We start from the raw sequence: 23257 nt of genomic DNA on the forward strand, positions 1-23257 counted from the left end.
AGCGTCGTCTCGCGCAAAGTCGGAAATTCGGATCGATTGCGGTCTGCAGGGCCGGGCTGCAGCCGGGGCGGTTCGGCCCTAGGGGTCAGGACGGCATGTAGAGCTGGGCCGCCTTGCCGCCGTCTACGGGCAGGGCGGTTCCGGTGATGTAGCTGGCATCGTCGGACAGCATGAAAACGATGGCGCGGGCGAGTTCGTCCGGTCGGCCGCCCCGGCCCATGGGAATGGCATCGGCGGTCTTCGCGGCGATTTCCGGCGCGCGGGCCGAGAATTCCTCGGTCCCGGCGGTCTGGACCTGGCCGGGGACGATGGCGTTGACGCGAATGCCCTGCCGCGCGCCTTCGATGGCCGCGACGGCAGTGAAGTGGATGAGGGCCGCCTTAGACGCGGAATAGCTGGACATGTTGGCTGCGGCGCGGATGCCGCAAGTGGACGAGATATTGACGATCGAGCCCTTGCCGGCGGCGGCCATGACCTTCATCGCCGCCTTGGTGCTGACGAACACGGCGTCGGCGTTGACCGCGAAGTCCTTGCGCCATTGGTCCAGCGTCAGCTTGCCGATCGGTGCGTAGTGGGTGGACATGGCATTGTTAACCAACATGTCGAGCCGGCCGTACTTGCGTGCGGTATCCGCGATCATCGCCGTCAGTGCCGCATCGTCGGCCACATCGAGCCGGATCGTGTCGACCTTGCCGCCTTGCGCATCGATGTGAGCGCGGGCGCTGTCGAGCATTTCCTGCCTGCGACCGCAAATCACGACTTGCGCACCGCGCCGGGCGAGCAAGGACGCGGTGGCAAGACCGATGCCATCGCTGCCGCCGGTGACGATCGCGACCTGTCCTTCGAAATCCCGAATCATTGTCTTCGCCTCTTCCCGTTTCCTGTGCGTGATCCGCGTCCTTGCGGTGCCTGCGCTCTCATTGGCGGCGTGCTCCATATGAATTCGTCAAAATGCGGAATTTGTAAATGGCAAAAATACGAATCTATGAGTCGCCTGCATTCATGGGAGAGTGAGGCGCGGGCGTGGTTCCACGTCCATCATGATAGGCCGTAGTCGCCTGAAATCACCATATATATCGGTATTTATTGAGAATTCCGATCCTATTCGTGGATCGTCTCCGTTTTGTCGGCAATGCGGAATGGCGCGCAAGCAGGCGTAAAAATAATTATCTTGAAATACGCAGTGCGAGGCATATCCTTGTTGCGAGAACGACAACGAAGCGAGTCGAGAGGAATTGCATGAGCAGGGTCGATCCGGTCTTCGCGGCTGTGACTGCACCGGGCACGCCATTCGAGATCGGTGAACGGGAAGGGCTGCGTACTTTCGTCAATGCGCCGTCCGATCTGAACGAACTGATCGAAAGCGCGCGCCGCTTTGGGGAACGGACTTTCATTGTCGATTTCGACGGACCGCAGGGTGAGCGTCGCCTGAGCTATGCGGAAGTTTTCGCGTGGCGTGATCGTCTGGCCTGCCACCTCGGCATAGCCCGTGGCGACCGGGTTGCCATCTGCATGCGCAATCGCGCGGAATGGATCGTCGCATTCCTCGCCGTCATCAGGGCCGGGGGAATCGCCGCCGTGCTCAACAGCCGGGGCTCGGCCGCTGAACTCGTCGCCATGATCGATGACGTCACGCCTGCGCTCGTCATTGCGGACAGCGAGCGGGCGGCGCTGATCCGCGAAGGGGGCTATCGGGGGCGACTGCTGGACCAGACGGAGCCGCTGGAAGACACGGACGCGCTTCCCGATGACAATGCCCGCGCCGCTCCGCATGACCCTTGTGCCATCCTCTTCACTTCCGGCACGACCGGGCGCGTCAAGGGCGCGGTTCTATCGCACAGAAGCCTGATCACGGGCCTTCTGGGCACGCAGCTTACTGGCACTATGGTACTGCACAACATGGCGCAGCAATACGGTATTGCGGTCGATACCATGATGCAGCAAGTGCCGCCCCAGGCGATCCTGCTGGTCAGTCCGCTGTTCCATATCTCGGGCCTTGGGTCGGGTTTTCTCGCGCCGATGCTGTCGGGCGGAAAGGTCGTCATCATGCGCCGCTGGGATGCGGAGGAGGCTGTAGGCCTGATCGCGCGCGAGAAGGTGACGCAGCTGTCGACCGTTCCCACGATGCTGTGGGACATGGTCCACAAGGCGCACCTGACCGAAGCGGATCTCAGTTCACTGCGCAACATCGGATCGGGTGGGCAGGCGCTGCCGCTCAACCTGCTGGAGGAAACGCGCAAGCTTTGCCCGCACGCGGTGATCGGCGTCGGCTACGGGATGACCGAGACCTCGGGCGCGATTGCGCAGGCGGTGGGCGAGGATTTCCTGCGGGCCCGGGCCTCGGCTGGCCGCGTGTTGCCGCTGGTCGACTTGCGGGTCGTCCATGCGGACGGAAGCGAGTGCGGCGCCAATGAAAGCGGGGAGATCATGGTGCGCAGCGCCATGGTGATGAACGGCTACTGGAATCGACCCGAGGATACTGCAAAGGCCCTCACGCCGGACGGTTGGCTGCACACTGGTGACATCGGCTATCAGGACCAGGACGGCTACATCTTCATTGTCGATCGCGCCAAGGACATGGTCATCTCCGGCGGTGAGAACATCTACTGCGCCGAAGTCGAGCGGGTGCTTTGCGAACTGCCCGAAATTACCGAATGTGCGGCTTTCGGCGTTCCCGACGAACGCCTGGGCGAGCGGCTCGTCGCCGTGGTCCAGGCCGATGGGCTGGACGAGGGCGCGGTGATCGACTGGGTTGCCGACCGGCTGGCGCGCTACAAGGCGCCGGCACGCGTTGTCTTTTCCGCGCGTCCGCTGCCGCGCAATGCCGCCCAGAAAATCGACAAGATCGCGCTTCGTGCGCTGTGGCCGCAACTGGCCAGCGAAGACTGAGAGGAGACACATCGCATGGGTATGCCCGGTGACATCAAGATCATCGACTGCATGTTGGGGATCCCCGACGCCGAGGACCGCTCCGAGTGGTTCGCACCCTTCCGTCCGTTGATCAAGGATCGCCAGACCCTCGACCAGTTCGCGATGCCGGCGCAGTACATGTTCAAGGACATTCCGCAGACCGGCAAGGTCGACGATTTCGTTGCCTGGACCGTCGAGCAGATGGACTGCCATAATGTTGAAAGGGCGCTGGTCGGCTGGAGCGACAATGCGACCTCCTACCGCGCCAAGGAGATGTTCGGCGACCGCTTCTTCTTCGACCTGCCGATCGATCCCAATCGCGGCATGGAGGAAGTCCGCCGCATCAAGCGCATCCATGCCGAAGTCGGACTGTCGGCAATAAGCTGCTTCCCGGCGGGTACGTTGCCGCAGGTGGCGATCAATCACAAGTACATGTTCCCGATCTATGCCTGCGCCGAGGATCTGGGCCTGCCGGTCCTGCTCAATGCCGGCATTCCGGGGCCGCGCATCCCGATGGAGACGCAGAAGGTCGAGCATCTCGACGAAGTATGCTGGTACTTCCCCGACCTCAAGGTGGTGATGCGCCACGGCGCCGAGCCGTGGGAGGCGCTGGCCGTAAAGCTCATGCTCAAGTGGCCTAACCTTTATTATTCGACGAGCGCTTTCGCTCCCAAGCATTACCCCAAGGCGATTATCGACTACGCCAATACGCGCGGCGCCGACAAGATCATCTACGCCGGCTATTTCCCTATGGGGCTCAGCCTCGATCGTATCTTCAGCGACATGCAGAACGTTCCGTTCAAGGACGAGGTATGGCCCAAGTTCCTGCGCGAAAACGCGATGAAGGTATTCGGGCTGTGAGCAGAAGCGGCGTCCTCGACAGTCGCGTGGCCATCGTTACCGGAGCGAGCCGGGGCATCGGGGCGGCCATTGCGCGTCGCTTCGCTGTCGAAGGCGCGCGAGTGGCGATCGTTGCCCGTACTGCCGAACCGGACGCCGCGCTGGCAGGATCGCTGGCCGAGACGGCGGCGAAGATCGAAGCGGCGGGCGGGCAGGCGCTGGTCATTCGCGCCGATCTTGCGGATCCGGTGGACCGCGCGCGTATCGTGCCTGAAACTGTCGCGCGATTCGGGCGGCTCGACATTCTCGTCAACAATGCGGCCTGGGCGCGTTTCGTGCCGATCTGGGAAGCGGAGCCGCGTCACGTCGATCTTTCCCTCCAGTTGAATGTGCGCGCGCCGCAGGAGCTGTCACAGCAGGCGCTTCCACACATGCGCACATGCGGGGCAGGCTGGATACTCAATATCTCCAGTGCCGCCGCCGACCTGCCGCCGGCGGCTCCCTACGATTCCGAAAACCGGTATGTCGCGTTCAACCGCGATGGCCATGCGACGCTCTATGGCCTCGGCAAGGCGGCGCTCGACCGGCTGACGGGGGGCTGGGCGGTCGAACTCTCGCGCGAGGCTATCGCGGTCAACGCGATGGCCCCGGTCGGCGCAGTTGCCAGCGAAGGCGCGCTAGCAGTGGGCGGCTGGGACGAACACGACCACATTGAGCCGGTCGAGGCTATGGCCGAGGCTGCACTGCAACTGTGCCACCGCCCCGCAAGCGAATTGAGCGGCCAGGTTGTGCGCAGCCTGCACCTGCTTGAGCGGCTTGGCGTGCCCGTCCGCGGGCTTGACGGGCTGCCGCTCGAAGCGCGCGCGCAATGATGCGGCGCGGACCAGTTCTCGTGATTGGAGCCGGGAAGTCTGCTCCATTTCAAACCCATGACCGGCGGCGGAGACAACCCCTGTCGCCGGAGGCTCCCCGGACCAGGGGGACGAAATTACCAGGAGAGTGGTCATGACTCCAACCGATGTAATTACTGCCACCGACGCGCGCACGCCGCCCGTCGCCGTTTGGCAGATCCTCGAAAAACTCCGCGGGCAAGACCTGATCGACTGGCGCCTTGCCGAAGTGAAGGACCGCGCCTCGGTCGAGGAGCGCAATCTCGATAATGGCATTCCTTTCGGATGGTATCCGATCGACTTGTCCGCGAACCTCGCCGTGGGCGAAGTGAAGCCGCTGCGCTATTTCGCCAAGGACCTTGCCATGTGGCGCGGCGAGGACGGCGAAGTCCGGATCGTCGATGCCTACTGCCGTCACCTCGGCGCGCACATGGGCCATGGCGGCAAGGTCAACGGCAACCTGCTGGAGTGCCCGTTCCACGCATGGCGTTATGACGGCAACGAGGGCGTGGTGAAGGAAATCCCCTACGCCCGCGTCATTCCGCCGCAGGTCAAGCGCAAGTGCATCGGCACCTGGAACGTCGTCGAGGTCAATCGCTGGATCTGGGCCTGGTATCACCCGCAGGGCATCGATCCGCTATGGGAAGTCGCGGTTCTGCCAGAAGCGACCGATCCCGAGTGGACCGATTACGAGGTCCACGAATGGAACGTCTGGGGCTCGATCCAGAACATGGCTGAAAACGGCGTGGACTTTGCCCATTTCAAGTATATCCACGGCACGGCGAATGTGCCTGAAGGCGATTTGCGCTGGGGCGATTGGGGCCGGGGCGCTGACGTGCGTGCCAAGATGGGCACGCCGATGGGCGAAGTAGATGGTCTCATCAGCTACGATACCATGGGGCCGGGCCAGAGCTGGACGCGCTTCACCGGAATTTCCGAGACGCTGCTGGTGGCCTGCCTCACGCCGGTCGATCAGGACCATGTCCATGCGCGCTTCTGCTTCACCCAGCCCAAGACGCAGGCCGAAGGACCGATGGGGCGTCTGGCGAAAGGGCTGATCCGCGACATCTGCAAGCAGTTCGATCAGGACAAGGTTGTCTGGGACCGCCAGAAGTTCGAGCCCAACCCGATCATCTGCGACGGAGACGGACCCATCCCGCAGTTCCGCAAGTTCTACTCGCGCTTCTACGCGCAAGGCTGATGGCGGACGGTATGGCTGGTGATGGAACGGGCGTGACGCGCCGTGAGATGGTGTCGGGGGCAGTCGCCTTCGCGGGAATGGCAGCAATGCCGGGCCTGGCCGCGGCGAAGGGCGGGGATCCGCTCGATACGCACGATGCCCTCGGGCTGGCCGAGCTGGTGCGAAAGCGCCAGGTCTCGGCCAGCGAGCTGCTCGATGCGGCGATCGGCCGGGCGGAGGCGCTCAATCCGCGCTTCAACTTCATGGCACAGAAGCACTACGACTATGGCCGCAAGGCCATAGCCGCAGGGCTGCCAGAGGGGCCATTTCGCGGCGTGCCCTGGCTGCTCAAGGACCTCAACACCTACATCGCCGGCCTGCCTACCGAGAACGGCAGCCGCTTCTATCGGGGCTATCGTCCCGAGGTGACTTCCGAGCTGGTCAAGCGCATCGAGAAGGCGGGTTTCGTCATCTTCGGCAAGACCTGCGTTCCCGAGATGGGCCTGACCGGCACAACCGAGAACAAGCTGACCGGGGATACCCGCAATCCGTGGAACCCGGCGCATATCGCCGGCGGTTCCTCGGGCGGTGCAGCTGTCGCTGTTGCCTTGGGTGTTCTGCCCGCAGCCCACGCGACCGACGGCGGCGGTTCGATCCGCATTCCCGCTTCATGTTGCGGCCTGTTCGGCCTCAAGCCCAGTCGTGGACGCGTGCCCATGGGGCCGCCGCGCACGGAAGGGTGGGGCGGTTTGTCGGTGCATCATGCAGTGACGCGCAGCGTGCGCGATTCCGCCGCGATCCTCGATGCGACGCAGGGCCCCGAGCCAGGGAGCCGCTACAGCGCTCCGACCCCGTCCGAGAGCTTCCTCTCGCAAGTCGGCAAGGCACCGGGCAAGCTGCGCATTGCGCTTATGCTGGACGCGCCTGCCGGTTCGCCGGTCGATCCCGAATGCATCGAGGCCGCCCGCAAGGCCGCGCGACTGTGCGAGAGCCTCGGTCACCATGTCGAAGAAGCCGCGCCCAAGCTGGACATGGCTGCGATGGGGGCGGCGAGTTTCGTTCTGATCGCCTCCAACGTGGCCGCAGATATGCTGGACCGTGCCAAGGCAACCGGTATTCCGATCGGGCCCGAGGTGCTCGAGGCCATCACGCTCGCCTTCGTTGCCTATGGCCAGAAGACCACCGGCATGGACTTTGCGCGTGCCAACAACACGCTTCAGGCGGCTGCGCTGACAATGGCCCGGTTCATGGCCGATTACGACGTCATTCTTTCACCGACGCTCGCCGCTCCGCCATTGGAGCTTGGCAGGATCAACCTGTCGCCCGGCGTCGACTTCGAACAGTGGGGCGCACGCACGGCCGCTTTTTCGCCCTTTACGCAGATCGAGAACATGACCGGGCAACCGGCGATGTCGATGCCGCTGGCCATGTCGTCATCGGGCCTGCCGGTCGGCGTGATGTTCGTGGGCCGCTATGGTGACGAGGCGCTGCTGTTCCGCCTTGCCGGACAGATCGAGGCCAGCGTGCCGTGGAAGGACAGGCGTCCGGCGCTCTGACTGGCCCGTGACGAAGACAGGATTTCCCAAGGAGAGAACCCAGTGCAGGGATTGGCAGGCAAGATTGGTATCGTCGCGGGCGGTGGAAGGGGCATCGGCGCGGCGACGGCACGGCGGCTGGTGGGCGAGGGCGCCTCGATCGTCATCGGCGACATCGAGGAGGAATGGGCGGCGAGAACCGCAAGCGCGATCCGCGAGGAAGGCGGAAAAGCGATCGGCGTCTATCTGGACGGCACCAGGGCGTGCTCGCAGGCGGATATCGTCGCGGCTGCGCTGTCCGAATTCGGCGGGCTCGATTTCTATCACTCGAACCTCGCTGGCGGAACGCAAGGGGACGTGGACATTCTCGATTGTCCCGAGGAAGTCCTGGACCGCTCTTTTGCCATCAATGCCAAGAGTCATTTTCTGGCGTCGCAGGCCGCGCTCCCCGTGCTGATTGAGCGAGGCGGCGGCTCGATGATCTACACTTCGTCCGGCGCCGCCAGTTCGGGCAGCGCCTTCCAGGTGGCCTATCCGATGACCAAGAACGCGATCCACGCGCTCGTGCGCCATGTCGCGCGCAAGTTCGGCAAGCAAGGTATTCGCGCCAACGGTATCTGCCCCGGCCTCGTCATGACCGAGGCGGTCGCCCAGCACCTGACCGACGAATACGTGGAAACGATGCTGGAGATGGTGCCCCACACCCGCCTTGGCAAGCCGGACGACATCGCCGGCGCGGTGGCCTTCCTCGCGTCGGATGACGGGGAATGGGTCAACGGCCAGGTCTGGCACGTGAACGGTGGCGGATTGTTCCGCGATTGACGACGTGCGCCTGATCCTCAAGGGGCCGGGAACGCCACATGCGCTTAGGCATCGACCTCGGCCGCCTTTGCTGACAAGACGAAAGCTGACTTCGCGAGTCACAGGAAGGGATCAGAGCAAGCGCATGACTGACATGCTGGAATTTGACGAAACGGACCTCAGGATCGTCGAGCAGTTGCGGCGCAACGGCCGTGCCACTCATCAGCAGATTGCCAAATCCCTCGATCTCGTCGCGACGACTGTGTCCGCCCGCATTCGCCGAATGGAAGAATCGGGAATGCTTCGCGTCGTGGCCGTCTCCGATTTCGCGGTCCACGGCTATCACGTCCTGATCCATGTCGGGGTCGAGGTCAGCGGCCGCGCGCCTGCCGAAGTGGCGGAGGATCTTGCAGGATTCGACGAGGTCTTTGCCGCTTACCTCGTGACCGGCCGCTATGAAGTCAGCGTTTTGCTGGCCCTGCCGAACATAGAGGATCTGGCGCAGTTCATCGCGACCAAGTTCTCCAAAGTGCCGGGAATCCGTTCGATCACGCAGTCGATCGGGCTCGACATCGTCAAGTATGGCCTCGGAGCCAACCCCGTCGACGTCGAGGGCGTGCTATGAGCTGGCCCGAACTCGACGAACTCGATCACCGGATCATCGCCATCCTGTCGCAGGACGCACGGGTCTCGAACCGCAAGATCGCGGCCGATCTCGATGTCAACGAGGGAACGATCCGCGGCCGTCTGAAGCGTTTGCAGAACGAGGGCCTCATCGCCTTTACGGCGCTGACGAGCCCGCGGCTCGACAAGGGCAACAATCTGGCCTTCGTCGCGGTGCAGGCGGACATGCTCCATTTTCACCAGATCGCGCGCGAACTGAAGCGCATCCCCACGATCCATTCGATCATGACGATGCTGGGGCCATTCAATATCATGACGACCTGTGTCTATCGTGACATCGAGGAACTGCACGCCGTTACGGTCAGCCAGATTCTGGCGGTGGAGGGCGTCCATCACGTAGAGACGTCGATTGCCGTCAAGACCGTGAAATTCACCAACGGCGTGGTCAGCGTGAGCGCGGCGAACAGCAGCTGATGCACTGACCGGAAATTGAATGTTCTTCGGGCCGGAGAGAGTTCGGCTCTTGCTGCCAAGCATGTGCGAAAAGTTGTAAAGCTTCGATATATATGCGGATAAGAAATAGACTTAAAATCCGCAAATCGAAGCTTGAAATGCTGTTTAACCTCATATAGCGTGAATTTTAGACAGCTTGTATGCCGCACAGTGCATGCGAGCAAGGATGCGGAGCAGGGTGCAGTCAGGTCCCGGGCGGCTGGCCGAAGGCAATCGGCGGCGCCTGCGACGAACGATTTGCGTCCTGGCAAGACTGCCGCCGGAAACTGAAGGCCACCTGAAATGGAATTCGCGTTTACAGACGAACAGCACATGATCGCGGAGACGGCGCGCGCCTACTTCGTTGAAAATGCGACGAGTGCCCGCACGCGCGAGGCGATGGCGGGCGATGGCATCGACCGCGCCTTGTGGCAGGGGTACTGTCAGGAACTGGGATTTTCCGGCATCGCCATTCCCGAAGACCGGGGCGGTTCGGGCCTTGGGCTCGTCGAACTTGCGATCATCGCCGAAGCAGCCGGTTCGCAAGTGGCGGCGCTGCCCATGCTCGGCAGCATCGTGCAGGCCGCGCAGGCGATTGCGGCCGGGGGCAGCGAGGCGCAGCGGTCCGCATGGATTGCAGGCCTGCTGTCCGGCGAGACGATAGCCGCCTTCGTCGAAGATGCCGGCTTTAGGGAAAGTGAAGGTCGGCTGACCGGCGCATCGCGCTTCGTCACGCATGGAGGAAGCGCCGAGGTCCTGGTCGTCTCTAATGGCCGCCGTGCATGGATCGTGCGGGCGGATACGCCGGGCGTTTCGGTCGATGTGCCGACGAGCATGGACCAGACGCGTCCCCTCGCATCGGTCCGTCTGGACGGGGCCGTGGGCGATCAGCTGGCCGATCCCGCTGCCGCGCTTGCCAGCAGCTATCGCGCGTCACTGGTCGCAGTGGCGGCAGAGGCACTGGGCGGAGCGCAGGAATGCCTCGATCGTACTGTCGCCTATTCGAAGGAGCGCGTTCAGTTCGGCCGCCCGATCGGTTCGTTCCAGGCCTACAAGCACCGGCTTGCGGACATGATGATCGAGATCGAGCAGGCCCGCTCGGCAGTCTACTGGGCGGCCTGCGCGGTGGACGAGGGATCGCCGGACGCAGACCTGGCGCTGCACGCGGCCAAGGCTTTCTGCACAGACACTTTCTTTCGCTGCGCGGGGGACATGATCCAGCTTCACGGCGGCATCGGCTTCACTTGGGAGCATGATGCGCACTTGTTCTTCAAGCGCGCCCGTTCGCTGCAGACGATGCTCGGCGACGGCAATTGGCACCGCGAAAGGATTGCCACTATGATTCTCGGGGAAGCAGCATGAAGCTCGGATTTTCGGTGGATGACGAATTGTTCCGTCAGGAATGCGCCGACTGGCTCAATGGCCAGATGGCCGGCGAATTCAAGGACATCAAGGGCGTTACCAAGCTGACGGGCAGCCCCGAGCGCCGCAAGGAATGGGAACAGCAGCTCGCCGCGCACCGCTGGTCGTGCATCGGCTGGCCTGAAAAGTGGGGTGGCCGCAATGCGACGCTGGCGCAGCAGGTCATATTTGCGGAGGAATACGCCCGCGCGGGCGTGCCGGGCCGCGTCAATCACATCGGCATCGAACTGGCCGGCCCGACGATCCTGACTTTCGGCACCGATGAGCAGAAGCAGCGCTTCCTGCCCGGCATTGCGGCAGGCAAGACGATCTTCTGTCAGGGCTTCTCGGAGCCCAACGCGGGGTCCGATCTTGCCAGCGTCAGGACCAAGGCGCGGCTGGAAGACGGCGAATGGGTGGTCAACGGCCAGAAGATCTGGACCAGCCTTGCCCATATCTCCGACTGGATCTTCGTCGTCACCCGCACCGAGGAAGGATCGCAGGGCCCCAAGGGCCTCACCTTCCTGATGATGCCGGTCGATCAGGAAGGGATCGAGATCCGCGGCATTCGCCAGATCAACGGCGATGCCGAATTCAACGAGACGTTCTTTACCGACGCGCGCTGCCCGGCGGACAGCCTGATTGGCGCGGTGGGCGATGGCTGGAAGATCGCGATGGGACTGCTCTCCTTCGAGCGCGGCGTTTCCACGCTCGGCCAGCAGATGGGCTTTCGCTATGAACTGGACGAGATCGTCGCAGCGGCAAAAGCCAACGGCGCAGCTCGCGATCCCCTGATCCGCCAGCGCATCGCCAAGGCGGAAATCGGCCTGCGCCTGATGCGCTACGGCGCGCTGCGGATGCTCTCGAATACCGACCATTCGCGCATGGACGGTGCGGCGCTGACCTACAAGATCCAGTGGGCAAGCTGGCGCCGAAGCCTCGGCGAACTGGCGATGGACGTGCTGGGGCAGGCGGGCGAGATCAGCGACCATCCGGATTACGAATGGGACACGCTGCCCAATCTGTTCCTCTTCTCGCGCGCCGATACCATTTATGGCGGCACCAACCAGATCCAGCGCAATCTCATCGCCGAACGCGGGCTGGGTCTGCCGCGCGAACCGCGCTGGACGGCGTAAGCGGGAATGAAGGGCGAGGACGATCCCTTCGAACGGCTGAAAAACCTGCCGCCGCGCGGGCATCATGCCCTGCTCGGCATCTACAATGTGGATGACGGGCCGGACTGGGCGGAACTTGCCTGCCCCTTCGCGCCAGGCTTCCTGATGGATGCAGGGGCCGGCCTGGTATCGTCGGGGCCGGTCGTCTCGCTGATCGATGCGGCGGCGGGTGCGGCGATCATTGCGCGCACGCGGCAATGGCGGCCAATGGCAACGCTGGACCTTCGCGTCGATTACTTGCGCTCCGCGCGGGCAGGCAGCACGCTCCGCGCGCGCGCTGCCTGCTATCATGTGACCCGCAAGGTCGCCTTCACCCGCTGTGACGTCCATGATGGCGATGCTGGCGATCCTGTGGCCCATGCCACCGCCACCTTCTTCTTTACAGGTGACGCATGATTGCCGGTACGCCCTATGCGAAGTTGCTTGGCGTGCGTGAAATTACCGGCGATGATGAGACCATCGTCCTCCTGTTGCCCGCCGACCCCAAGCTGGAAGGGCGGCAAGGGTTTTTGTACGGCGGCGTCATCGGCAGTCTGCTGGAACTCGCCTGCCTCGATGCTATCGGGCGTGAGCTTGGCGATCCGGAGCGCAGGCCCAAACCGATCAACATGACTTTCGATTTCCTGCGCGGCGGCCTGATGGTCGATACATTCGCGCAGGCACGCCTGGTCCGCATCGGCAGGCAGGTCGTAAACGCGGACGCAACTTGCTGGCAGGCGGACCGGGACAGGCCGATCGCCACGGGGCGGATGCACCTCTTGCTCGATTAGTTGCCGGAGAAGTCGGCTGCTGAATCGGCAACGCCCGAGGCATCGAACGGGCGTATGGCACACATCATCATCATCCAGCGGCGTGGGCGCAGGCTCTCTTCACGGTCATGGTCGCCGAGCACCTGTGCGTCACGGCGCAGACGTTCCATCAGTTCCGCCAGTTGCCCGGCGCCTGCATCGGAGAGCTTGAGCATCTCGGCCGTATAGACCGCCTCGGGAGCGGCGAAGTCCATCTCCATGAACTGGTGCTTCACGTACTTGTCGAAGAGCGCCCGCATCGGCAGCTTGCGGAAGATCAGCGCGCGGTCGACAAGCGGCCGGACCCGGTCGCCGCGCAACCGGTCGATCAGGGCAAGCCTTTCAAGCTTGCCTAGCGCGGCGTCGAGGACATGCCGCTTCAGTTCGAAGTCATCGATAAGTTCCTGCGGTGTCGCGCCGGCAAGGATCGTCATGAAGAGGAAGGACAGGAATACGTCGGTCGACAGGGCGCGTTCCTGTGCCAGTGTGAGTTCGCGCTTCATGCCGGAACGTGCGTGTTCCGCCTCTCGTGCGAGTTCGGAGATGGTCATTCCGCATAGGCCTGCCATCTGCTCGAGTCGCTCCAGGGTCAGACCCTTGCCCACGATCCACCGCTTCGCAGTGGCTTCGCCGATGCCGAAATGCGCGGCGAGGCGGGGGGCGGTCCAACCATCGTGGCGAAGGTGGCGGCGCAGGACGCCGAGCATGGCGTCAGTTACGGAATCGTATCGCATGATGATACCGATAAGTGCAGTAAACGATACGAATTTCAAGCTGATCCTTCGAGAAAATCGACCTCTGAAATAGCATCCGCCCAGCCCAGATGCACACGGCGCTTTCAGGCCGGACTAGAAAACGTGGGAGAGGCTCGGAAAATGGAAAACATACTCATCAAGAATGGAACGGTCGTGGACGGTACGGGGGCTTCGGCCTTCAAGGCGGACGTTCGCGTAAACGGCGGCGCGATTGCCGAGGTCGGCGCAGACCTTGAGGCCAGGGGCGAACGTATCGTCGATGCCACGGATTGCTACGTGACGCCCGGCTTCATCGAGAGCCACACGCACTATGACGGGACGATGTGGTGGCAGCCCGATCTCGACCCACTGCCGGGTTACGGCGCGACGACGATGATCCTCGGCAACTGCGGATTCTCGACCGCGCCGCTGCACAAGTACATGCCAGCCCAGCGCGAGATGATCGGCATTTTCTCGTTCTTCGAGGATATCCCCGAAGGCCCCTTCATGCAGAACCTTCCATGGGACTGGCACAAGTGGTCGGAATACCGTGCCTCCGTTGAGCGCAACGTGACGGTGCCACTCAATTATGCCGCCTATGTCGGTCACATCGCCATCCGTCTTGCTGCCATGGGAGTCGAGGCGTGGGACCGCGAAGCGACCCCGGAAGAAATCGCGCACATGTGCGAACTGCTTGACGATGCCCTGGCCGCAGGCGCGCTCGGCATGTCGGACAACCTGCACGATCATGACGGACAGGACCGCCCCGTGCCGACGCTCAAGGCCAGCGATGCCGAATTCGCCGCGCTGTTCGACGTCATGGAGAAGTACCCGAACTCCTGTTACCAGGTCATCGTCGATACCTTCATGCGCATGACCGGCCCGGCCGATCTTGAAAGGCTCGCCAAACTGCTCGGTGGTCGCAAGATCCGCTGTCAGATCGCGGGCGCGGTGCCGACGCTGGAATTCCAGAAGGGCATCCTTCCCGCGATGCAGGAATCCTTGCGCAAGATGCGTGAGGCCGATGTCGACGTGTGGCCGGGCTTCGCGCACGTATCGCCGACCAATGTGCTCTCGCTGGTCAAGTCGCTGATCTTCGCGCAGTCGAACGACTTCGTCTGGCACGAGGTCGTAATGGAGGACGATCATCACAAGAAGGCCGAGCTGCTCGCCGATCCGGAATGGCGCGCGCGTGCCCGCGCGAGCTGGGACGAAAAGGCCTGGGATCACTCGCCGCTCAAGAACCCGCAGGAGCTCCACCTGATCGACAGCGAGAATGGGGCCGGCCCGCTCAATATCACGCTGAAGGAATATGCGGATTCGCTGGGCCTGCATCGCTCCGATGCCATGGCGGACTGGATCCTCAAGAACGGCACCCGCTCGACCGTTCACATGGCGCCTTTCCCGAAGGATGAGGCCCTGACCATCGAATTGATGCGCGATCCCAAGACTGTCGGCAATATCTCCGATGCCGGTGCGCACCTGCAGATGCTGTGCGGCGGCGGCGAGAATGCGCTGCTCCTCACCCAGTATGTGCGCGAGGAAGGCAGTCTCACCATCGAGGAGGCCGTCCATGTCATGACCGGCAAGCTCGCCGGGCACTTCAACCTGTCCGATCGCGGCGTCATCGCGCCGGGCAAGCGTGCCGATATCGCCGTGTTCAACCTCGCCGAAATCGAACGCCAGGAAATGGAAAAGGCGAATGACGTGCCGGACGGGCGCGGCGGTACGACATGGCGCTTCACCCGAAAGGCAATGCCGACCCGGCTGACGCTGGTGAACGGCGTGCCGACTTTCGAGAACGGCGCATTCACCGGAGCCATGCCGGGCGAATTCCTTTCGCCTTCGTATGCCCCGGCCGAGCAGATGGCAGTGGCGGCCGAATGAAGGCCTGATCGCAAAATCATGGGCAGCGCCTCCCGAAGAGAGGTGCGCCCATTTCAGTGGAAAGGATGCCAAGATGAATGAAGCCCAGATCGGCGATGCGGACCGTGCCTATTTTAACGGTGCCATCAAGCAGGTGACCACGGAAAGTTCCGTATTGGTGAGCTCGTCGCGCTATCTCAACCATGCGGGCCTGAGGGCTCTTATCGCGCAGGAAATGCTGCGCCGAAACGGGCCGGACCTGCCCAATACCGCCTACATTCCCGAGGTGGCGCAAATCCTCCACGATCTGGAAGATATGCCGCGTATCATCGAGCTGTTCGAGATCGAAAAGGCCCGTCTCCCGCAGTTTCGCGAGTGGCTGGAAGGCCGCAGCCTGTCGGACTTCACCATCGCCGAGCTCGAAGGCTGCGCCTCCGGCACACTGGGTGCGGCGATCCGCGGCTTCATGGTGAACTCGGGCTACCAGCTCGATCTGTTTTTCCAGGAAGTGAAGGTGGTCAACGACTTCACCTTCTATTTGCGGCAGACGGCGCTCACCCACGACATCGAGCACATGGTCACCGGATTCGGCCCAAATCACGGCGGCGAACTGGCGCTGCTGTCGGCTAACATGCATGCCAAGTCGCGTTACTTCCATCCTGAACTCTCGGCCTTTTTCTCCCGGATCCAGTATTACCTCAAGGCGAAGACGGTGATGAAGGACGGACTGCACTATCCCGAGGCGATGGTCGTTCACCTCGAGGCCGAGTTTCGCGGGGCGGAGCAGGGACGCAACTGGAAGTTCCCGCTGATGCTCGTTGACTGGCGCGCCTACGTCGACTGGCAGATTGCCGACATCCGCAGCGAATTCGGGATCACGCCGGTGGAGGATGGGCTCTGGCTCGAAACAAATCGTCTCTGCAACGAGGATGATCCAAACTACGGCGTTCCGCTCATGGAAGCCGCCGAATAAACCGGAAGCACCGTCGCTGCGACGGCTTTGCCGGAATCGGAAACCTGCATTCATCGAGTGGCAACGCGGATGTCCGCGGGGAGTCATCGGGCTTCCCGCGTCATCTGCGCGCGCAAACGCAGTTTCCAGCGGCGCATGCCTGGTGAAAAACTTGCGTGCCCTGGTGCGCGGAGGCGCGGCCGTATCGGCAATCCTTGCGGGTTCGGTTGGGGGAATGGCCCGGCAATAGCCGGAGAGATCGCCGAATAATAATCAATATGACCACTTTGGGAGGTGCCTGAATAATGAAGGACTTGAGCCGTATTTATGTCGTCGGCTGTTCAACTCTTGCATTCGCGACCTGCATCGTGGCTGGGCCGGCGCTCGCGCAGTCAGGCCCGGACAGGACTTCCGGCGAAGAGCAATTCGCCGACCGGTCGGGCAGCGCGATCCAGGAAATCATCGTGACCGCGCAGAAGCGGACGGAAAACCTGCAGAAAGTTCCTGTCGCCGTGACCGCCATCACGTCGGCTGAGATCAAGAATGCGCGTATCGAGAATATCGCTGACCTGCGCTCGATCGCGCCCAACCTATATGTGGTCACGCAGCCCGGCGGGAGTTCGATCCCGACTACGGTGATACGTGGGCAGGTGTCGGGCGCTTCCTCGAACCCTACCGTCGATAACGGCATTTCCTATTACATCGACGGCGTTTACCTCGGCTCGCTCAGCGGCATTATCTTCGACATTGCCGACATCGAGCGGATCGAAGTGATCCGTGGACCCGCCGGAACGCTCTTCGGCACCAACTCGACCGGCGGCGCAATCAACTACATCACGTCCGGCCCGCGCGGGACTTTTGGAATTACCGAAGACGCGGGCTATTCGCGGTTCGGTTCGTTTCGCACCAAGACCCGCCTCGACCTGCCCGAGTGGAACGGTTTGAGCGCCTCGATCTCCTACCTGCATAACGAGAGACGAAGCAACGTCAGCAATTTCGACCGAATCACCCTCGACTACTCTAACGAAACGTCGGGACGGGTGGGCGAACTGACCTCGGTCAGGCACCTCAATGAAAGCGTCACCAATGCCGTACATGCGGCCGTTCGCTGGCAACCGGCAGACGATCTCACGATCGACTACAAGTTCGACTGGTCACGCCAGAAGTTCACGCCGCCGCCTGTCTACCTGCTCGGGTTTCCCGATACACCGGGGGGCATCGGCGCCTACCAGCTGGTGGCATCGCAGATCTACTTCGGGGGGGCGCCGCTGGATGAATATATACAGACCAGGCGCGGCAGGATTGCCTTCAACAACAACACCGCGCCCAGCACTACCAGGACGCGGTCGCATCTGATCGTGGCCACCTACAGGGCGAACGAACACATCACGATCAAGAATACCACGAGCTGGCGCAATCTTGACCGCAACGCCTTCACCTCGAACCTCGATGGAGCCGGCGCGGTCATCGGGCCCATTGCCTATGCGCCCGATGGAACCCCGACCGCCTTCGCGCCCTTCGCGCTCCTGTCCGTGCGCTGCTGCAATCAACTGCGCCAGTTCAGCAACGAACTGCAGTTCAGCATAGAGACGCAGCCGGTAACGGCGACGGGCGGGTTGTTCATCTACAATCGCCGAACGCCGCCGGACACGAATCCATTTGGCCTCATTCTCGTCGACGCCTTCCAGCCTTTCCCCGGCAACAGCCATCCGGGCGATCCGATCACCGATTTCGACCGCAGTTTCTTTTTCAAGGTCCGGCAGGTCGCGGGCTACGGGCAGGTGACCTATCATGCGTCCGATACTCTCGATGTGACCGGCGGCATTCGTTACACGCAGGACGACAAGACCTTCTTCGACACCTCGGCAGGCGAGCCCGGCGCGAACTTCAATTATTCGAAGGGCAATTTCAGTTACCTGGCCAACATCACTTACAAGCCGAATCCCGACCTTCTGCTCTACGCCAAGTACGTCACCAGCTTCATTGCCGGTGGTTCCTCGCCGGGACCGCTCGCAATAGACAGCGTGACGGGCCAGGTCTTCCAGGGTGCGGCCATCCCCTACAAGGAGGAACGCGCCTATTCCTTCGAAGGCGGCGTCAAGGCGGAGTGGTTCGACCGCCGTCTGCGCACGAACCTGGCCCTGTTCCACGTACGCTACACCAACCAGCAGACCGCGATTTTCTCTGCAGAGGGCTGCATCACGTCTCCGAGCGGAACCTGCGAGCCGATCACCTCGTCCGCCTTCACGACGAACTTCGGCAAGTCGCGGGCCTATGGCGCCGAACTTGAAATTACTGCGGTGCCGGTCGACCATCTGACGCTGAGCGCATCGGGCAGCTATACCAGCTTCAGGTTCCTGGAAATCGACCCGGCCGTGCTGGCGAATGCCGCCGTGAGCCGGGTCCAGGATTATCCGAAGTCCTTGCGGCCCGAGTTCATGTCGAACGTCTCTGCCGAATACGTCGTGCCGTTTGCAGGCGACACGCGCATGTCCGTGCGCGTGGACGGTGCATACCGCTCGAGGATCGTGGTAAGCTCCGGCCTGGTCGGCGATGCGGGCTTTGTCGCTGCGGGGATTGCCTATGACAACGGCTATATCAACGACATGAACACGCAGAAGGCTCTGCTGACGCTCAATGCGCGCGTTTCGGTCATGGATATTCCGGTGGGGCCGACCACTGCAACCGTCTCGCTTTGGGGCCGCAATCTCACAAACAAGCAACAACTGAACTTCAATGCCAATACCGGGATCACCGCGACCGGCATGTTCGACGATCCGGTGACTTACGGCGTCGACCTGTCGGTGAAACTCTGAGGATCGCGGGGATTTATCGCGGGTTTATGACGGCCGGCAGCGAGGTGGATCATCGCCTCGCTGCCGCCGTTGGTCTTGCAGGCACTCACTTCAGGACAGTGGGTTGGCAGACCGGGCCGATGGCCTTAGCCTGGCTGAAGAAGACCCAGCCGCTGCGCGCACCGCGCAGCAGGACTGAGCAAGTGGCGGATGTGAATTTCGTACTTCTTGTGAAAGTTTACCGGCTCGGTACGCTCAATCGGGAAAGGCAGCGATGCCATATTGCCGTTGGCGAATGCCGCTGCCGTTTCCTTGAGGGCGGCGGCCAGGCGATCCGGTGCGTGGGCAGTGAAGCGGGCGTCAACCGTGCGCCGATGCTTCCTTGGCGCTCACAATGGAGATCATCCATTGCAAGGTTGCCTCGCCAATCGGGTTGAAGACTTCCACCCTGAATTCGCCGGACATGTCCGCGAAGAAGGTGAAGTGTCTGAAGTGGCACTGCTGACCGCTCGGCAGCAGGTAATTCAGATCCCGCGAAGTTCCTGACGGCAGTTCATAGCGCTCCCACAAGTCCCTGAATTCCTCGCTCCCTTCCAGCAGCTGCATGACGAGCGCCTGAAGATCGGGATCGTGCATGTTGCGCGCGAACGCAGCGCGGAACATGGCCACCTGGCTGCGGGCAGACTCCATCCAGTCGGGCAGGACTTCCCTGACGGCCTTGTCCAGAAATAGCGAGATCAACTGGTTTCCGTTGCCTGCGAAATCCTCGAAATTGCCGAAGAACGCCCGCGCCGCCCGATTGCAGGCGACGTAGTCGGCGCGCGGTGACAGCACGAAGGCGGGCGAATAGTGCATGGCATCGACGATCATCTGTGCCGACACCAGTATTTCCTCGACCGCTGGCACCGCTACGGCTCCCTGATCCTCTAGCCCGAGATGCATGAGCTGCGTGCGTTCGACCGAAGTCAGTGCCAGCACGTCCGCAATCTTGCCCAGCAGGCGCGGCGAGGCGGTTACGTCCAGTCCCTGTTCCAGCTTGGTGTACCACGACACCGAAACGCCCAGCAGCATGGCCACTTCTTCGCGTCTCAGCCCACTGGTCCTGCGGCGACCGCCTTCGGGAATGCCGTGGCTTGCTGGAGACAGTCTTGCGCGCCGTGAACGCAGGAAAGTGGCAAGCTCGCGCCGCCGCCAGGATGCAGCATCGTCCGGCTGCGGATGGATTAGGCTGTCACTCTGGGTCATAGGCTGAATTCGCTTACTACACTGCCCGGAGGCATGTTTCTACACATCGGACGACAAGGCAGTTCAAGCTGCTTATCGGGAGCGGATCGGGTGGCCCAGGAACACGTCAAGAAGGTAGTGAAAATCGGCGGCGCGGCAGGCGCCCTCAACGACAGCCTCATCGCCGTGCCACAGCTTCTGCGTGTACCGGATATAGACTACCTTGCATTCGATTATCTTGGCGAAGGGGCGATGGGCCTCATGCGCCGCCTCAAGGAGGCCAATCCGCGCTCCGGCTTTCTGACCGACTTCGTCGATCTTCACATTGGGTCCTACCTTGCTGAGTTGAAGGCGCGGGGGATCAAGGTGATTTCGAACGCCGGAGGACTGAACCCGGGGGAACTGGCCGAACTGATCCGCCGCAAAGGGCGCGAACTCGGCCTGGACATCAAGGTTGCCGCCGTTTCGGGCGACGACATCGAAGGCCTGGTTTCGGAGCTGCGCGACGAGGGTGTGTGCGAGATGTTCAGCGGCGAGCCCTTCCCGCAAGCCGCCATCGGCAGCGTCAATGCCTATCTTGGAGCATTCCCGATTGCGGCGGCGCTCGATGCCGGAGCGGACATCGTGATCACCGGCCGCGTCGTCGACAGCGCGCTGATCCTTGGGCCGCTGATCCACGAGTTCGGGTGGGATAACGATGCATTCGACCTTCTGGCAGCGGGCTCGCTGGCTGGGCATCTGCTGGAATGCGGCGCACAAGTGACGGGTGGAACCTTCACCGACTGGCAGGACGTGCCGGATTGGGCGAACATCGGTTTTCCGGTGGGCGAATGCCACTCGGACGGCACCTGCATAATCACCAAGCCTGAAGACACCGGGGGTCTGGTCTCGGTCGGCACCGTGGCCGAGCAGTTGCTTTACGAGGTCAGCGATCCGCGCGCCTATTTTCTTCCGGACGTCGTTTGCGATTTCGCCGATGTCCGCATCGAGCAGATTGGCGCGAACCGCGTTCGGGTTTCGGGTGCCAAGGGCCGTCCGCCAACGGCGCAATACAAGGCCTGCGCGACGTATGACGCGGGATGGCGGTCGGTTGCGCTGATCCCGATCGCCGGGATCGATGCGGTGGCCAAGGCGCGAAGGACTGCCGATGCGCTGCTGGAGCGCACCTCGAACATCCTCAAGGGGCGCTCTCAGCCCGATTGGCGCATGACCCATGTCGAGGTTATCGGCACCGAAGTGAGCTATGGCGAAATGGCCCGGCCGCTGAACCCGCGCGAAGTCTTGCTGAAGATTGTTGTCGATCACGAGGACGTCGCCGCTGCCGCCATGTTCGGGCGCGAACAATCGACCGCAATCATGAACATGGCTGTGGGCACCTCGATCGCGCCCATCGTTGCTGCGCCCCGCGCCGTGCCGTTGACCGAGATGTTCCTGTTCCTGATCGACAAGGACCGGGTGCGACCCTGCGTCAAAATCGAGGGCCGAGAGATTCCGCTTCGTTTCCCCGACCTCGCGGGTTTCGACCCGCAATGCTTGCCGCAAGTGGAAGCGTTTGATGCGCCGAAAGACGGACATACGCAGGTTCCGCTCGTCCGGCTCGCATGGGCGCGCAGCGGCGACAAGGGGCGCCTGTTCAATGTCGGCGTGATCGCGCGGCGCCCCGAATTTCTGCCGTACATCCGGGCATGCCTGTCGGCCGAAGCGGTTGCGCGCTGGTACCGCGAGCAGTTCGACGATCCCGCCCGGGCGCGTGTCGATGTCTACCTCGCGCCCGGATGCGAAGCGCTGAACCTTGTCGTTCACGATGCGCAGGGCGGGGGGATCAACATGTCGCCGCGGTTTGACGCAGCGGCCAAGACGATGGGGCAGTTCCTGCTCGAAATGCCGGTCATGGTGCCGGCCAGCCTTGCCCGCTCATTAAGTGCCTGACCGCAGGCAGATCCACGAAATCGAGGAGGATGCGCAAGACCATGCAGACCAATGACGACATTCCCTATCTGCTTCGCGGGATTAAGGGCATCGCCACGCAGAGCAGTGTTCTCGTCAGCTCGTCACCCTATCTCAACGAGCTGCGCCTGCGCGACTGGATCGCGACAAGCTTCCTGCGGCGTAGCGGCAAGGATCGGCCGACCTCGGCGGATTCCTACGAACTGCACCGCATCTTGCGCGACGTGCTCGATCTGGACCTGATCGAGACGCTCTTCAGCGAGCAACGGCTCAAATGGCCCGAACTCGATAAATGGTTCGCGGAGGGTTTCTCCTCGACCTTCGGCGTCAAGGACCTGCTTGCCCATCCCGAAGGTTCGCTTGGCCATACCTTCGGAAAATACCTGACCGACAATGGCTTCGAGATCGACATCGTTCCGCGCTTCGAGCCCAGGTCCCAGTTCGAATATTATGCGCTGCGCAGCGGTCAGACCCATGATCTGGAGCACATCGTCACTGGCGGCAACTTCGACATTCTGGGCGAACTGGTTCCTTATTTCGCGCGTCTGTCCAACGTTCCGAGGTTTCTCGATCCCGCGCTTGCCGGACCGGTCAACGCCGGGCAACTGCTGGGGGCGCTAAGGCTTCTTTCGCGCACGGGGCTGCACTACCAGCAGTCCTTCCTCGCTGCCCTTGCCGCAGCTCAGGCCGGAATGCGCGTGGGCGAGCAGTCGCAGCCCATATTCATGATGAAATACGAAGACGTGTTCCACCTGCCGATAGTGGAGGCGCGCGAGGCCCTGGGCATCCGGGCGGTTTTTCCGGTCGATACCAGCGAGGCCTCACTGGCCTGGGAAGAATACAGGTAGACGTGGGAGGTATTGCGGATCTACGGGGGGCTCTTAGGCGCGCGACAGGGCTCTCGCCGCTTGAATACAGGCAACGTTGGACGGTAAGGCCTAAGTTAAGTCCTGCGCCGCAGGACTGCGAGCAAGTGCCGCCCCTTGCGGAAGGGGCCCGGCGAAGCGGGAGGGCGGCGGCCCCGAACCCGAATTGCCATCCTTTCCGCCTCCTTGATCCCGGCACGAAATCCAGTCGGGAAGAGGCTGGAAAGCGAGGCTGCG

20 protein-coding genes are annotated in these 23257 nt (G+C 62.5%); 17 read left to right on the forward strand and 3 right to left on the reverse strand.

Annotated elements, in window-relative coordinates:
* Window positions 1-85 precede the first annotated feature (85 nt).
* A complete protein-coding gene (locus J3474_RS08765; protein WP_013836488.1) occupies window positions 86-859 on the reverse strand; it encodes an SDR family NAD(P)-dependent oxidoreductase in 774 nt (257 codons plus the stop codon).
* Window positions 860-1239: 380 nt separating this feature from the next.
* Here J3474_RS08765 and J3474_RS08770 point away from each other — a divergent pair, with 380 nt between their 5' ends.
* From J3474_RS08770 to J3474_RS08825, 12 genes are all read left to right on the forward strand, one after another.
* The gene (locus J3474_RS08770) at window positions 1240-2889 is read left to right on the forward strand and encodes a class I adenylate-forming enzyme family protein (RefSeq protein WP_207093837.1); all 1650 of its coding nucleotides are present in this window, start codon (window positions 1240-1242) and stop codon (window positions 2887-2889) included.
* Window positions 2890-2904: 15 nt separating this feature from the next.
* Window positions 2905-3771, forward strand: a complete 867-nt coding sequence (locus J3474_RS08775) for an amidohydrolase family protein (protein WP_207093838.1) — start codon at window positions 2905-2907, stop codon at window positions 3769-3771.
* Window positions 3768-4622: an SDR family NAD(P)-dependent oxidoreductase gene (locus tag J3474_RS08780; protein WP_207093839.1), complete on the forward strand. Its 855-nt coding sequence runs from the start codon at window positions 3768-3770 to the stop codon at window positions 4620-4622. Before J3474_RS08775 ends, J3474_RS08780 begins: the two co-directional genes overlap by 4 nt.
* Before the next feature lie 133 nt (window positions 4623-4755).
* Complete coding sequence (locus J3474_RS08785; protein WP_207093840.1) at window positions 4756-5841, forward strand: Rieske 2Fe-2S domain-containing protein; 1086 nt, start codon at window positions 4756-4758, stop codon at window positions 5839-5841.
* A gap of 11 nt (window positions 5842-5852) precedes the next feature.
* Complete coding sequence (locus J3474_RS08790; protein ID WP_207093841.1) at window positions 5853-7376, forward strand: amidase; 1524 nt, start codon at window positions 5853-5855, stop codon at window positions 7374-7376.
* A 42-nt stretch (window positions 7377-7418) separates the two neighbouring features.
* Window positions 7419-8177, forward strand: a complete 759-nt coding sequence (locus tag J3474_RS08795; protein WP_242528285.1) for an SDR family NAD(P)-dependent oxidoreductase — start codon at window positions 7419-7421, stop codon at window positions 8175-8177.
* Between the two features lie 124 nt (window positions 8178-8301).
* Window positions 8302-8781 (forward strand): Lrp/AsnC family transcriptional regulator, encoded by a 480-nt coding sequence (locus J3474_RS08800; RefSeq protein ID WP_041558234.1) that lies wholly within the window; start codon window positions 8302-8304, stop codon window positions 8779-8781.
* Window positions 8778-9254 (forward strand): Lrp/AsnC family transcriptional regulator, encoded by a 477-nt coding sequence (locus tag J3474_RS08805; protein ID WP_013836480.1) that lies wholly within the window; start codon window positions 8778-8780, stop codon window positions 9252-9254. Before J3474_RS08800 ends, J3474_RS08805 begins: the two co-directional genes overlap by 4 nt.
* 321 nt (window positions 9255-9575) lie before the next feature.
* Window positions 9576-10634: an acyl-CoA dehydrogenase family protein gene (locus tag J3474_RS08810; protein ID WP_207093842.1), complete on the forward strand. Its 1059-nt coding sequence runs from the start codon at window positions 9576-9578 to the stop codon at window positions 10632-10634.
* Window positions 10631-11809 (forward strand): acyl-CoA dehydrogenase family protein, encoded by a 1179-nt coding sequence (locus J3474_RS08815; protein WP_013836478.1) that lies wholly within the window; start codon window positions 10631-10633, stop codon window positions 11807-11809. The genes J3474_RS08810 and J3474_RS08815 overlap by 4 nt, the downstream gene beginning before the upstream one ends.
* Before the next feature lie 6 nt (window positions 11810-11815).
* The gene (locus tag J3474_RS08820) at window positions 11816-12244 is read left to right on the forward strand and encodes a PaaI family thioesterase (RefSeq protein WP_207093843.1); all 429 of its coding nucleotides are present in this window, start codon (window positions 11816-11818) and stop codon (window positions 12242-12244) included.
* 32 nt (window positions 12245-12276) lie between these two features.
* On the forward strand, window positions 12277-12618 hold the full coding sequence (locus J3474_RS08825) for a PaaI family thioesterase (protein WP_242528286.1): 342 nt from the start codon (window positions 12277-12279) through the stop codon (window positions 12616-12618).
* Here J3474_RS08825 and J3474_RS08830 read toward each other — a convergent pair.
* On the reverse strand, window positions 12615-13370 hold the full coding sequence (locus tag J3474_RS08830) for a hypothetical protein (RefSeq protein WP_242528287.1): 756 nt from the start codon (window positions 13368-13370) through the stop codon (window positions 12615-12617). The two genes, J3474_RS08825 and J3474_RS08830, sit on opposite strands and share 4 nt — an antisense overlap.
* 141 nt (window positions 13371-13511) lie before the next feature.
* Between J3474_RS08830 and J3474_RS08835 the strand changes: the two genes are divergently transcribed.
* The 3 genes from J3474_RS08835 (at window position 13512) to J3474_RS08845 (ending at window position 19004) form a co-directional block, all read left to right on the forward strand.
* The gene (locus J3474_RS08835; RefSeq protein WP_207093844.1) at window positions 13512-15257 is read left to right on the forward strand and encodes an amidohydrolase family protein; all 1746 of its coding nucleotides are present in this window, start codon (window positions 13512-13514) and stop codon (window positions 15255-15257) included.
* Window positions 15258-15330: 73 nt separating this feature from the next.
* Window positions 15331-16209: a Coq4 family protein gene (locus J3474_RS08840; RefSeq protein ID WP_207093845.1), complete on the forward strand. Its 879-nt coding sequence runs from the start codon at window positions 15331-15333 to the stop codon at window positions 16207-16209.
* 347 nt (window positions 16210-16556) lie between these two features.
* The gene (locus J3474_RS08845) at window positions 16557-19004 is read left to right on the forward strand and encodes a TonB-dependent receptor (protein ID WP_242528288.1); all 2448 of its coding nucleotides are present in this window, start codon (window positions 16557-16559) and stop codon (window positions 19002-19004) included.
* Window positions 19005-19343: 339 nt separating this feature from the next.
* Here the strand turns inward: J3474_RS08845 and J3474_RS08850 are convergent, their stop codons facing one another.
* Window positions 19344-20228 carry a helix-turn-helix transcriptional regulator gene (locus tag J3474_RS08850; protein ID WP_207093847.1) on the reverse strand — a complete coding sequence of 295 codons (885 nt, stop codon included), beginning with the start codon at window positions 20226-20228 and terminating at the stop codon, window positions 19344-19346.
* Between the two features lie 90 nt (window positions 20229-20318).
* Here J3474_RS08850 and J3474_RS08855 point away from each other — a divergent pair, with 90 nt between their 5' ends.
* Together J3474_RS08855 and J3474_RS08860 are read left to right on the forward strand one after the other, a co-directional pair.
* A complete protein-coding gene (locus tag J3474_RS08855; RefSeq protein ID WP_242528289.1) occupies window positions 20319-22136 on the forward strand; it encodes an acyclic terpene utilization AtuA family protein in 1818 nt (605 codons plus the stop codon).
* A 29-nt stretch (window positions 22137-22165) separates the two neighbouring features.
* On the forward strand, window positions 22166-23002 hold the full coding sequence (locus tag J3474_RS08860; RefSeq protein WP_242528290.1) for a Coq4 family protein: 837 nt from the start codon (window positions 22166-22168) through the stop codon (window positions 23000-23002).
* Window positions 23003-23257: the final 255 nt, after the last annotated feature.

Origin of the sequence: Novosphingobium sp. PY1, from assembly GCF_017312445.1 — a bacterium.
In the GTDB taxonomy this organism is placed as follows: Bacteria; Pseudomonadota; Alphaproteobacteria; order Sphingomonadales; family Sphingomonadaceae; genus Novosphingobium.